The organism is Jutongia sp. SJQ-6 (assembly GCF_054161275.1).
The window spans coordinates 2722155-2734490 of record NZ_CP195314.1; the positions used below are offsets into that span (position 1 = coordinate 2722155).

11 protein-coding genes are annotated in these 12336 nt (G+C 41.7%); 10 read left to right on the forward strand and 1 reads right to left on the reverse strand.

The window, feature by feature from the left end:
• Window positions 1–242 precede the first annotated feature (242 nt).
• The 4 genes from ACSAJE_RS12375 to ACSAJE_RS12390 all read left to right on the forward strand — a co-directional run bounded on the left by ACSAJE_RS12375 (window position 243) and on the right by ACSAJE_RS12390 (window position 4332).
• Window positions 243–1601: an MATE family efflux transporter gene (locus tag ACSAJE_RS12375; RefSeq protein WP_444156001.1), complete on the forward strand. Its 1359-nt coding sequence runs from the start codon at window positions 243–245 to the stop codon at window positions 1599–1601.
• Window positions 1602–1844: 243 nt separating this feature from the next.
• Window positions 1845–2006 carry a hypothetical protein gene (locus ACSAJE_RS12380; protein ID WP_458009244.1) on the forward strand — a complete coding sequence of 54 codons (162 nt, stop codon included), beginning with the start codon at window positions 1845–1847 and terminating at the stop codon, window positions 2004–2006.
• A gap of 184 nt (window positions 2007–2190) precedes the next feature.
• Window positions 2191–2787, forward strand: coding sequence for a 50S ribosomal protein L25 (locus ACSAJE_RS12385; protein WP_458009245.1), 597 nt, complete (start codon window positions 2191–2193; stop codon window positions 2785–2787).
• A 231-nt stretch (window positions 2788–3018) separates the two neighbouring features.
• Complete coding sequence (locus ACSAJE_RS12390; protein WP_458009246.1) at window positions 3019–4332, forward strand: IS30 family transposase; 1314 nt, start codon at window positions 3019–3021, stop codon at window positions 4330–4332.
• A gap of 283 nt (window positions 4333–4615) precedes the next feature.
• Here ACSAJE_RS12390 and ACSAJE_RS12395 read toward each other — a convergent pair whose 3' ends face one another.
• Window positions 4616–5632, reverse strand: coding sequence for a 2-hydroxyacid dehydrogenase (locus tag ACSAJE_RS12395; RefSeq protein ID WP_118691236.1), 1017 nt, complete (start codon window positions 5630–5632; stop codon window positions 4616–4618).
• A 373-nt stretch (window positions 5633–6005) separates the two neighbouring features.
• On the opposite strand from ACSAJE_RS12395, the gene ACSAJE_RS12400 reads away from it, so the two are divergent.
• The 6 genes from ACSAJE_RS12400 (at window position 6006) to ACSAJE_RS12425 (ending at window position 12236) form a co-directional block, all read left to right on the forward strand.
• A complete protein-coding gene (locus ACSAJE_RS12400) occupies window positions 6006–6923 on the forward strand; it encodes an ABC transporter permease (protein WP_022025890.1) in 918 nt (305 codons plus the stop codon).
• 14 nt (window positions 6924–6937) lie between these two features.
• Entirely contained in the window at window positions 6938–7855 is a 918-nt protein-coding gene (locus tag ACSAJE_RS12405) for an ABC transporter permease (RefSeq protein WP_022025891.1), read from the forward strand.
• Between the two features lie 92 nt (window positions 7856–7947).
• Window positions 7948–8997 (forward strand): ABC transporter ATP-binding protein, encoded by a 1050-nt coding sequence (locus tag ACSAJE_RS12410; RefSeq protein ID WP_458009247.1) that lies wholly within the window; start codon window positions 7948–7950, stop codon window positions 8995–8997.
• Window positions 8990–10009 (forward strand): ABC transporter ATP-binding protein, encoded by a 1020-nt coding sequence (locus tag ACSAJE_RS12415; RefSeq protein ID WP_022025894.1) that lies wholly within the window; start codon window positions 8990–8992, stop codon window positions 10007–10009. Before ACSAJE_RS12410 ends, ACSAJE_RS12415 begins: the two co-directional genes overlap by 8 nt.
• A gap of 148 nt (window positions 10010–10157) precedes the next feature.
• A complete protein-coding gene (locus ACSAJE_RS12420; protein ID WP_458009248.1) occupies window positions 10158–11780 on the forward strand; it encodes a peptide ABC transporter substrate-binding protein in 1623 nt (540 codons plus the stop codon).
• 45 nt (window positions 11781–11825) lie between these two features.
• Complete coding sequence (locus ACSAJE_RS12425) at window positions 11826–12236, forward strand: hypothetical protein (protein WP_022025896.1); 411 nt, start codon at window positions 11826–11828, stop codon at window positions 12234–12236.
• Window positions 12237–12336: the final 100 nt, after the last annotated feature.

The window sequence follows — 12336 nt, forward strand, 5'->3', positions numbered from 1 at the left end:
AATACGATTAAGATAGAAAAGCAATGTAAAAATTACAAAAAAAATCCATTTTTTTTTCAATATTTACATTTTTTTGGCATTTTTTCCAAAACATTTGACTTTTTATGAGTGCCTACTTACAATTAGCAATTATCAGAACACAAGATATATGTAGTTTCGGAATCGTTTTATAAAAATGCAGCCGAAATAACTCGTTTTGAGAAGACTCCGAGAGTACATTTCTTAAGAATGGAGGAATGAATATGCAAGAGACGACAGCACGAGTTCAGTTTGACAAAAAATATCTGATTGCATTAGTTTTGCCATTAGTTATTGAACAAGTTTTAGCAGTTACTGTAGGCATGGCTGACATGATCATGGTGTCGGGTGCCGGGGATACCGCAGTATCCGGTGTATCCCTTGTCAATACGATCAGCAATTTGTTGATCTACATATTTAATGCACTAGCAACCGGTGGCGCAGTAGTAGCGGCACAGGCGTTAGGTGCCAAGAAGAAAAAGACTGGTCAGATTGTTGCTAATCAGCTTGTACTGATCTGCCTGATCGTATCCGTTGTCATATCGGCAGTGTGTATCGTATTTGACCGTGCGATCTTAACATTAATTTATGGAAAGGTTGAGCAGGCCGTTATGGATCAGGCCGTTACTTATTTCTTTATTACGGGTTTCTCTTTTCCTTTTATTGCGGTATATGACGGTGCATCTTCTTTGCTTCGATCAATGGGAAAGGCATCAATATCCTTGTTTGTATCTGCGATTATGAATGGTTTGAATATTTTATTTAATGCAATCTTCGTATTTGGTTATAATATGGGGATCGCAGGTGTTGGATACGGTACTCTGATCTCGCGCGTGGTAGCAGGTATCGTTGTTGTATTTATTCTGCGCAATGAAAAATACGATCTTCATATCGACAAGTATTTTCGGTTTGGCTGGGACGGTCAGATTATAGGCAAAATACTAAGGATTGGTATTCCGAGTGGTATTGATAATGGGATGTTCCAGATCGGCAAACTGTTTACACAGAGCTTGATCACCAGTTACGGGACGGCGGCGATCGCAGCTAATGCGACCGGAAGTACGATCGAGCTGTTAGCCACAATTCCGGCTGCGGCAATGGGATTAGCGCTTACAACTGTTGTAGGCCAGTGTGTTGGGGCAGGCGACTATCAGTCGGTGAAAGAGTATTCTTGGAAGTTAATGAAATGGGCATATGTGATGTTATGGGGATTGAATATCGTCATTATCTTTATGACGCCTACGATTGCAAGCTGGTACAATCTGTCTGCGGAGGCAGATCGCTTAGCTCGTATTTTGATCTGGTATCATAGTGCCTGCTGTATGGTGATGTGGCCGGCAGCGTGGACATTACCATCAATTTTGCGTGCGGCAGGTGATGTCAAGTTTGTCATGGTCAGCTCCATTATCATTATGTGGGTATTTAGAATTGGTTTGGCCTATGTGATCGGTGGATTGATGCAGCCAATGGGACTTGGCGTCTGGGGCGTTTGGATTGCTATGACGATCGACTGGTTTGCAAGATGCGTCTGCAATGCATGGCGCCTAAAGAGCGGCAAATGGAAACGCGGTGCAGTTATTTAATAACGCAGACTACTATGCGCTTCATAGATTGTTTTTTATGTCAAAGAATACTACACATTTTGCAGCCGGACAAAGTAATACAATAATAGTATCTTAAGAATAAAAAAATAACGGAACAGCAGTTCTTTGTTAGTTAAAAAGCACCTTTTTTGGAAGATGAATCTTTGGATTTAGTCTTTCTGGAGGGTGCTTTTTATTTGTAGAGATCATTATATGTGAAAAGTCAAATATGCAAGCCATAAATTGAAAAATGAAGAAAACAGTCAACCAGTTAGGCGAGAAAGACAAGCTGGAAATCAAAAAATTGAAAAAACAGTCAACCAAGAGGGCGAGAAAAGCAAGCTGGAAATTAAAAAATCGAGAAAACAGTCAACCAAGAGGGAAAATGAAGTAAACGGTGTTTGACTGTGGCATGCTGTATGAGAGAATATGAGAGAATTTGCTTGGTCAGATTTGACAAAATCGAAAAAAAGTGCTAAACCATAGTTGCAACTAAAAAACATAACATGAGAAACGAAACGCCAATTTAATATCGACATTCCGCAAACTTCCCTATGTTATCGATTTGTATGAATGGAGGAACAGACAAATGACTACTTTAAAAGTACAAAGAAGAAACATGGAAACTAAGGCAAAGAAACTCAGAAGAGAGGGCTATGTGACAGGCAATCTGTTTGGCAAGGAATTTGAAGGTTCAATACCGTTGCAGATTGAAAAGGGTGAAGCTGATCGTATTCAGAGAGAGTGCATGAAAGGAAGTCAGTTGTACTTAGAGCTGGAAGGCACGACTTATGATGTATTGATCAAAGAGTTAGATTTTAATGCGCTGGATCATCAGATTTTGGAAATGGATTTTCAGGCTTTGGTCAAAGGTGAAAAAGTACATTCTGTTGCAGAGGTAATTTTGCATAATAAGGAGAAAGTTCCAGAGGGTATTTTGGAGCAGCATCTGGAGGAGATCGCATATAAGGCCACACCAGAAAATCTGGTTGAGAAGATTGAGATTGACTGCGCTGGTATGCATATTGGAGATGTACTTACTGTTGGCGATCTTGCAATTGCAAAGGATGGAAAGGTTGATATTCAGACGAGTTTGGATGCACCGGTTGTAAGTGTTGTAGCAGGTCGGAATGATACTGTAGAGGATGAAGAGGAAGCTGCTGCAGAAGAGACAGCAGAAGCATAATTCATGAGCTTGTAAACATGAGTTGATAACTAAAAAGTGTATAACTTTAACAGGGGATGTGGCATTTATGCCACATCCCCTGTTAGCTGTTTCTATGCTAAAAATTGAAATGTTTAATTCCACCCTCCCCTTATGCAGTGGAATTCTCTTATGCACAAGTGGCATTTAATCTTTCACATTATTGTGTTATGCTCATAGTCGTGCTCTGACAGCAGTAGGAGGAGAACTATCATGAGTAAATACATTCCTGGTAATCAAAAACACCTTACCCTTGAAGATCGCAAATACATTGAAAAATCCTTAAACTCGGGCTGTTCTTTTAAGAGCATTGCCAGATATCTTTGCAAAGATCCAACAACGATCTCAAAAGAAATCAGGCTGCACAGGATCAGCGACTGGTATCACAAAGGTAGTTTTAACAATGCACATAATTTTTGCATCCACAGATATCATTGTAGAAAAGTCAATGTATGTGGCAAGATCATTCTCTGTGGCGTCAAATGCACCTCTTGTCCGACCTGCAATCAGACATGCCCGGACTTTGTTAAAGAACGCTGCCGACGACTCGATAAAGCACCTTATGTGTGCAACGGATGTCCAAAAGCAATCAATCACTGCACAATTGCCCACAAATACCGCTATGATCCTATTTTTGCTGATCGCAAATACAAAGAACGTCTCTCGCAATCCAGAGCCGGTATAAACATGACCAGACACGAACTGCATCAGAAAGATATGGTCATTACACCGCTGATCTTCCAAGGACAGTCTCCGTATCAGATCATAACAAATCACCCGGAACTAGACATGTCGGTCAGGACCCTGTATTCCTATTTGGATAAAGGTATCCTTTCTGCAAGAAATATTGATCTGAAACGTCAGGTAAAATTTAAGCCCCGCAAGGTACACAAAACCCAAATCAAGGACAGATCCGTTTTTATAGGACGTATGTTTTCTGATTTTCAGTCGCTTGGACTTGATCACTTCGCCGAAATGGATACGGTTCACTCATCGCAGGATTCAAAACGCGTCATCCTGACATTTTTCTTAACTCGCGAAAAATTGTTTCTTGCATTTGTTATGAACAGATGTACCAAAGGAGCCGTTAAACTTGTTTTTAACAAGTTAGAACACCAGCTTGGCACGAAGGATTTTTTTACTTTATTCAACACAGTTCTTACAGATCGTGGCTCTGAGTTTGGAGATCCAGAATCTCTTGAAAACGGCATTAATGGCATTATGCGGTCAAATATCTACTACTGCGACCCTATGCGCAGCGGTCAAAAAGGCGGTATTGAACAGGCACACACTATGCTTCGGATGATCCTTCCTAAAAAGAGCAGCTTTGAATACCTCACACAGTGGGATTTAAGAACTATTGTAAATCATATAAATTCAACTCCAAGAGAAATCCTTGGTGGTCGAACGCCATATGATGCAGCTTTTGAAAACTATGGTATAGACATCTTAAAAGCACTTCAGCTTAGGCCGGTTCCACCCGATGAGGTTAATCTGACGCCTAAGCTGATACAATTTAATAACTAACTTAACACAAAAAACTGCTGTCAGACTGGAACTTAACAATTCACATTTTTCGAACGCAGCCTGTGGAATTTAGTCCAACACACAAAATATCCAGAGGTTTGTTTGCCATGTCTGAAATTGAGATGTTTTGTGAAAAGTCACTTTTATTATAACAGTTTTATAGATATTTAGCTCTCTGAAATTCTAAAAAATCAAGTAATTTTAAGGTGAGATGGAATTTACCCCTGCACTGGAATTTACTTTTTCAAGTTAGCGCTGTTTCTATGCTTTGTGATAAGGGTGTTTATTTATTGATCACGGATACAGGTTCTCCCCGTAGATATGCCTTAAAATTATCAATGGCAATATCAATAGCACGTAAGCGTGACGCGCGGGTAAGCCATGCAATATGAGCTGTAATTGCAGCATTGTCCTGATGCAGCAGAGGGTTGTCTCCCTTTGGAGGTTCATCCCGTATTACGTCCAAACCGGCGCCGTATACTTTGCCGGATTGCAGAGCATCGACCAAAGCTTCCTCGACGATCAAGCCACCGCGTGCTGTATTGATCAGGATCGTACCATCCTTCATCTTGGCAAAGGCATCAGCATCAAACGTATCCTCCGTGGAAGGTGTTAGTGGTGCATGAATGGAAATAACATCACTTTCCGCTAACAGCGTATCGAAATCAACCTGCTCAATAAAGTCATATTTCGGATCTGTCTTTTTGTGGCGGGAGTAGCTGATCACACGCATGCCAAATCCCTGCGCCATCTTGGCAAAGGCAAAACCAATCGCTCCCAGACCAAAGATACCACACGTTTTACCGTACAATTCAATCTGCGGTGTTAATACACGGCCAAAGGTTTCATAATCTTCTTTGGTGGCATGTGCCCAATCAACACGTTTGACATCTTTGGAATGAAGATCCACGTGATGACATACTTCCATAAGAAGTGCCCATGCATATTCCGCAATAGTCTGTGCACCATAGATGGTGTTGGTGATCACCATCCCCTTTTCCTTTGTCATAGGAACATCAAATTCGCCAAAACCATGACCAAGTGTTGCAACATATTTGAGATTAGGATGTTTGCTTAAGAATTCTTCATTTATATTGCTGCCGTTGACCCACACGCCGATAGCAGCGTCGGCATCTGCGATGACGGGATGAAGTTCTTCATTGCTGGGATAGCCGTCAAAATGCTTGATTACCAGCTCATCGACTTCCGGTAATTCTTTTAACAGGTTCCACTTTAAGTCCATATCTTCTTTTGTAATGTCCGGCTGAAGCACCGGCTCCGGGATAACTACAACTTTCATAATAAGCCTCCATTCCTTATATCCACTTGCATGAGCAGCGGATACATTTTCGTGAAATCCAAATGTATATTATATTGGATTGATTAACATATTAATTCAGTCAATAGCAAATCATATGGGAAAGAATAAGAGAAGTTCGTAAAAAAGTCAATCCATTTGAAAAAAATACGTAAAATTTGGAATCTGAACAAGTTTGTTTGTAAAAATTACAAAAAACGTCAGTTTTTGTTGACACCGCTTTGGATAAATGATAAAAATGTGCTTGTGTGAGAGATGCAAAGCAAAAATTTAATAGTAAGATCATAACGGCAAAGGCGCTGACAAAAAAGTCCCTTTGCCGTTTTCTTTTTGCAAAAGAAAGGAGTGGATGTATATGGTCAAATACATAATAAAGCGTGTGCTGCTCGGTATATTAACCTTATTCGTATTGATCGCGATCACATTCGCAATGACCAAGGTTATGCCGGGAAGTCCGTTACAATCCAAAAATATATCCGGTGATGTATTGAAAAAGATGGAAGCAACTTATGGATTAGACAAACCGCCGGTAGAACAGTTCATTATATATTGTAAGAACTTGCTGCATGGCGATATGGGAACCTCTTATAAGAAGGTTGGTAAATCCGTAAATGAGATCATCGCACAGACAATGATGCCAACGTTGCAGCTTGGTATTGTAACTTTTGTATTAGTATTAGTGGTTGGTGTCAGTTCGGGAATCCTGATGGCACGAGCGAAGAGTAACGCAGTAAAAGGTGTTTGGCTATCGGCATTGACCTTTGGTGTCAGTGTTCCAAACTTTATCGTAGCATTGCTTCTTCTTATTATATTCGGTGTAGAACTGAAGATGTTCCCCGTGCTTGGTCTTACAACACCAATGCATTATGTGCTTCCGGCTATCGCCCAGGGATTGTATCCGATCTCAGCAGTTGCCAGACAGACACAGAATAGTTATGAAGAAGTTGTTAAGCAGGATTACATAACGATGGCAAAGGCGAAGGGAATCAGCAAACGGACATTATTGTTCCGGCACATTCTTAAAAATGCGATGCTTCCGGTCATTACCTATATGGGACCGATGATTGCATTCTTATTAACAGGTAGCGTCGTTATCGAACAGATCTACACAATACCGGGTATTGGTAAAGAATTCGTATCAGCGATCACCAACCATGATTATACGGTGGTTATGGGAATTACGATCTTTATCGGTGCGATCATTATTATATGTAACTTGTTATCCGATCTGATCTGTGCGGTCGTTGATCCTAGAGTCCGCAAAACATTGTAAAGGAGGGAACGCGTATGGATGCCATGGAAACAAAATTATTTCGTAAATTAGATGATGATGAAAAAAACGACGAGTTTATTGCTGTAGAGAGCAGAACGTTCCTTCAGTCGGTATGGCATGATTTTACCGGAAATAAGAGAGCTGTAGCTGGGGCGATCATTTTGATCATTGTTGTATTGATGGCGATTTTCGGACCGATGATGTGTAAATATTCTTATGCCGAACAGAATATGTCACTGAGAAATGCAAGTCCCAGCATGGATCATTGGTTTGGTACTGATCGAATGGGAAGAGACATTTTTGTACGAATCTTATTCGGTGCAAGGATCAGCTTAGCAGTTGGTTGTTTGGCAGCCGTGATCAATCTGATCGTCGGTACGATCTATGGTGGTATCGCAGGATATGTTGGTGGTAAGGTCGACATGGTCATGATGCGAATCGTAGATATTATTTATTCGGTACCGGCAATGCTTTACATTGTATTGATCATGTTGATCTTTGGGGCAAGCGTGATTAGTATCATGCTTGGTATATCGATCACCTGTTGGATCGATATGGCGCGTATCGTAAGGCAGCAGGTCAAGAGTTTGAAAGAACAGGAATTTACGATGGCAGCGTTTGTGTTAGGTGCAAGCCCAAGTCGTATCCTGATCAAACATTTGCTGATCAATACGATGGGACAGATCATTGTTACGGTAACTTTGATGGTGCCGCAGGCAATCTTTACCGAGGCTTGGCTGAGTTTCTTAGGTGTCGGCATTTCCGCACCGATGGCAAGCTGGGGTACTTTAGCACAGGATGCAAGACAGTTGATCATGACATATCCGATGCAGACGGTATATCCAATGATTGCAATTTGTATCACGATCTTCTCGTTCAACTTCGTTGGTGAGGGATTAGAAAAGGCGTTGGATCCTAAGAGAAAACGTTAAGCAATTTGTCTGGTGTCCTATATGTTGGACAGTATATAACGTGTCCGAGATTTTGGACAGCATTGGACGGCGAAGAAAAACGAGAGAAAGGCATGGTGATGGATATGAGTTTGTTAGAGATCAGAGGATTAGAGACAGAGTTTCAGACAGAGCAGGGCGTAGTAAAGGCACTGCGGGGAATAGATTATACCGTTGACAAAGGAGAAGTCCTTGGAATCGTAGGAGAGTCCGGTTCAGGTAAGAGTGTGGGAATGCTTTCACTGATGGGACTACTGGCACCGAATGGTACCGTAACCGCCGGAGAAATGATCTTCGACGGGGAAGACATTTCTCCGGTTAAATATAAGACAAAGAAAGAGAAAAAAGAATATGAAAAGAAGATGAACGCGATTCGGGGTAACGACATCAGCATGATCTTTCAGGATCCTATGTCATACTTAAATCCGATCGTAACGATCGAAAAGCAGATGACAGAGGGGATACGGGCACATGATAAATGCAGCAAGCAGGAAGCTAGAGAGCGTGCCATAGAACTGATGAAAATGGTAGGTATTCCGGCACCGGAATCCAGATTGAAACAGTATCCGTTTGAGTTTTCCGGTGGTATGAGACAGCGTATTATTATTGCGATCGCACTGGCCTGTAATCCGAAGCTGATCGTGGCGGATGAGCCGACCACAGCATTGGACGTAACCGTGCAGGCGCAGATTTTGGATCTGCTTCGCAAGATTACCGAGGAAAGTGATGCCGGTGTTATTATCATAACACATGATCTTGGCGTAGTTGCTTCTTTATGTGACCGTATCAGCATTATGTATGGTGGTAATATTATGGAAGAAGGAACAACGGATGAAATCTTTTATGATCCAAAACATCCATATACAAAAGGCCTGTTAAATAGTATTGCTAATTCCAATGCAGATCATAGAGAACCACTCAAGCCAATTCCCGGTACACCGCCGGATCTGTTAAAACTTGGTGATCAGTGTCCGTTTGCTTCCCGATGCAGCGAGGCAATGGAAATCTGTACAAAGGCAACACCGCTTGTGACAGAATTTGGCGAGACACATAAATGCAAATGCTGGCTTCACTGCAAGGAGCGCTGGCAGGAAGTGATGAAGGGAGAGGATGCACATGAGTAACGAACCAACACCATTATTAGAGGTAAAAAATTTAACAAAGCACTTTCCCGCAGCACATGGCCAAAAAGTACATGCGGTGAATGGAGTTTCTTTTAAGCTGGAACGTGGCGAGACACTCGGTATTGTCGGAGAATCCGGCTGCGGTAAAAGTTCCATGGGACGTACGATCCTAAAGGTACATGAACCAACGAGTGGTCAGATTATTTTTGATGGAGTTGACATTACCGGACTTAGTAACCGTAAAATGTTTCCTTATCGCAAAAAGATGCAGATGATCTTTCAGGATCCTTATGCATCCTTAAATCCAAGATTTACCGTTGGAGAGATTATTGAAGAGCCAATGATCATTCACAATATGGGTACCGCACACGAGCGTAAAGTTATCGTACAGGAGTTGATCGAGACAGTTGGATTAAAACCGGATCACATCAGACGATATCCACATGAGTTTTCCGGTGGACAGAGACAGCGTATCGGTATTGCCAGAACATTAGCACTTCGTCCGGAGTTTATCGTTTGTGATGAGCCGATCTCAGCGTTGGATGTATCAATTCAGGCGCAGGTTATCAACTTGCTTGAAAAGCTGCAGCGTGAAAAAGGATTTAGCTATCTTTTCATTGCCCATGATCTGGAAATGGTACATCATATCAGCCATAAAATCGGTGTTATGTATTTGGGAAATATGGTAGAGCTTGGATCATCCGATGATGTTTACAAGAAACCATTGCATCCGTATACGAGAGCACTTATTTCTGCAGCACCGATTGCTGATCCAAAGATGGCCAAAGAAAAGAAACGAATCATCCTGGAGGGCGAGGTACCAAGTCCGATCAATCCGCCAAAAGGATGTCCGTTTGCGGGAAGATGTAAGTACGCAACCGAGGAATGTAAGTCCAAAAAACCGGACACATATATGTATGATAACAGACAGGTTGCCTGCAACTTATATTCGCCAAAAAATTTGGCACAGTATAAGGCAGTTGGCAAAACTGTTGAACAAATTATTGCTTAAAAGATCTTTAAGGATCTTTTAGATATAATGAGTATGTTTTAGAAACATCGCTCATGCGTCAGATAGTGCGAAGTGCATTGTCTGCGAATGGATTAGGGTAATGGGAATGCAACTGACACAATGTTTGAGACACAAGGAGGGAACGCTTATGAGAAAGACAAAGAAAATTATGGCGGCACTACTTACAGCGGCAATGGTGATAGGGAGTCTTACCGGCTGTGGTGGAGGAAACAGTGCAACAAGTACCAATGACAAAGGAGAAATTGCGGAACTGATCAATGCGGTACAGCCGGAAAGTGGTGAGTATGACCCTGCAGGAGCTGCTGCATACGAGTACTTCAGTGTACAGACGAACTGTTACGAAGGTTTTGTAAGTTATGATAAGGAAGGAAAGATCGTACCTGCGGCAGCAGATCATTGGGATGTCAATGATGATGCGACAGAGTATACTTTCTATATTAGAGACGATGAGAAGTGGTCCGATGGATCGGATGTTACAAGTGCTGACTTCGAAAATACGATGAAGAGAGCGCTAGAGCCGGACAATGGTTCTTGGTACGTTGACTTCTTGTTCGTTATTAAGAATGCAGAGAAGTGCTTTAATGGAAAATGCGACTTCAAAGATGTCGGCATCGAGTGTATCGACGACAAGACGATTAAGTTTACATTAGAAGAGCCATGTTCTTACTTCTTAGATCTTTGTAAATTGCCTACCTATATGCCATCTAATTGCAAATATGCAACAGATGATAATAAGGATTGGGATATGAATCCGGAACAGAACTTAGGTAATGGACCATATCATTTGTCTGAGCATGTGGACGGAGATCACGTATCTTTTGAGAAGAATAAATATTACCGTGATGCAAAGAGCACCAATGTATTAAAGATTACGGATAAGTTTATGGATGACGATCAGGCAAAAGCATCGGCATATCAGACAGGTGAGATCAACATCCTGCAGGGTGCACCTAGTGAGATCGCAGAATCTTATGAAGGCAAAGATGACTTGTCGATCCGAGAGGTCCCACAGACAAACTATATCTTATTCAATATTAATGAAAAACCATTTGATGATGTTAAAGTACGTCAGGCATTTTCACTGGCATTGAATCGTAAAGATATTGCAGCAGTCGTTGGTACGGCTTGCGAGCCGGGTACCAGTTTCGTTGGCAAGAATTACAAGAGCAAAGCCGACGGCAAGAAATGGGGCGAAGCACAGGGAAATCTGTTAGATGAAGATCTCGCAAAGGCAAAAGAGCTTTTGGCAGAGGCCGGTTACAAAGATGGCAAGGGCCTTCCAACGATCACATATACTTATCCGGCAATGAGTTATGAGGCAAACGTAGCACAGGTATTGCAGGCACAGTGGAAGAAACTGGGAGTAGATGTAAAATTAGAGGCAATGGAATATGAAGTATACGTTGATGAGCGTCGTAACGGTAAGCTGCAGATGGCAAGAATGCAGTGGTACGCTGATTACAATGATCCGACCAGCTGGCTCAAGATGTACCAGACCGGCAATGCACAGAATGATGTGAAGTGGAGCAATGCGAAGTATGATAAACTGATTCAGGAATCTGACAAGAACCTAGATGAGGCAAGTCGTCAGAAACAGTTGATGGAAGCAGAAAAGATTTTAGTATCCGAAGATACGGTTATCTGCCCATTATTCAGCCCATCCAATCAGGACTTGATCGATCCATCTCTGACAGGTTATTATACAGATGGTCTCGCTTATACTTTTTTCTATAAGACAACGAAGAAATAAGTCATCTCTTACAGAGATGAATCCCAGATAAAGGAGGGGAGTGTAATGACAACAGAGAAAGTAAATGATCTGGAACTGGTAAAGTTATCTGATTATTTTACGCCCGGCAAGTTTCGTACCATACCGGGTACCGCAATGACAGATCGTGGTGGTATTACCGAGATGCAGGCTGTGTTTAATATCAATACAGACTTTGCAAAGCGTTTGACCTTTCAGTTTTCTACCATGTTAGTGATCTATGGATTTGGCATATTGAATGATAAGCTGATCGAGATCAACAAGAGTAAGTACGTAGGATATAAGGAAGAGAATGTGTTGAAACGTATTACCTTTAATGACTGCGGGGAGCGGTTTGTCATGGTGTTGGAGCTGAGCGATGCACCGGATAAACTGCTGGCAGTAACAGCAGATGATGTGGAATATTTATTGAACAATTGTCTGCATCCGGCAACTTGATAACGAACTGTAATGGTATTTGAATAAGGAGCCTATGCACGAATGTATTCGTGTGTAGGCTCCTTTTTTGAAAAATAAGAAATCACAAAAACTCTGCGTT

Excerpts from the sequence above, each read along its gene's own strand:
- ACSAJE_RS12400 (WP_022025890.1), top strand. The coding sequence starts at position 6,006 with ATGGTCAAATACATAATAAAGCGTGTGCTGCTCGGTATATTAACCTTA.
- ACSAJE_RS12425 (WP_022025896.1), top strand. The coding sequence starts at position 11,826 with ATGACAACAGAGAAAGTAAATGATCTGGAACTGGTAAAGTTATCTGAT.
- ACSAJE_RS12385 (WP_458009245.1), top strand. The coding sequence starts at position 2,191 with ATGACTACTTTAAAAGTACAAAGAAGAAACATGGAAACTAAGGCAAAG.
- ACSAJE_RS12415 (WP_022025894.1), top strand. The coding sequence starts at position 8,990 with ATGAGTAACGAACCAACACCATTATTAGAGGTAAAAAATTTAACAAAG.
- ACSAJE_RS12375 (WP_444156001.1), top strand. The coding sequence starts at position 243 with ATGCAAGAGACGACAGCACGAGTTCAGTTTGACAAAAAATATCTGATT.
- ACSAJE_RS12420 (WP_458009248.1), top strand. The coding sequence starts at position 10,158 with ATGAGAAAGACAAAGAAAATTATGGCGGCACTACTTACAGCGGCAATG.
- ACSAJE_RS12390 (WP_458009246.1), top strand. The coding sequence starts at position 3,019 with ATGAGTAAATACATTCCTGGTAATCAAAAACACCTTACCCTTGAAGAT.
- ACSAJE_RS12405 (WP_022025891.1), top strand. The coding sequence starts at position 6,938 with ATGGATGCCATGGAAACAAAATTATTTCGTAAATTAGATGATGATGAA.
- ACSAJE_RS12410 (WP_458009247.1), top strand. The coding sequence starts at position 7,948 with ATGGTGATGGATATGAGTTTGTTAGAGATCAGAGGATTAGAGACAGAG.
- ACSAJE_RS12395 (WP_118691236.1), bottom strand. The coding sequence starts at position 5,632 with ATGAAAGTTGTAGTTATCCCGGAGCCGGTGCTTCAGCCGGACATTACA.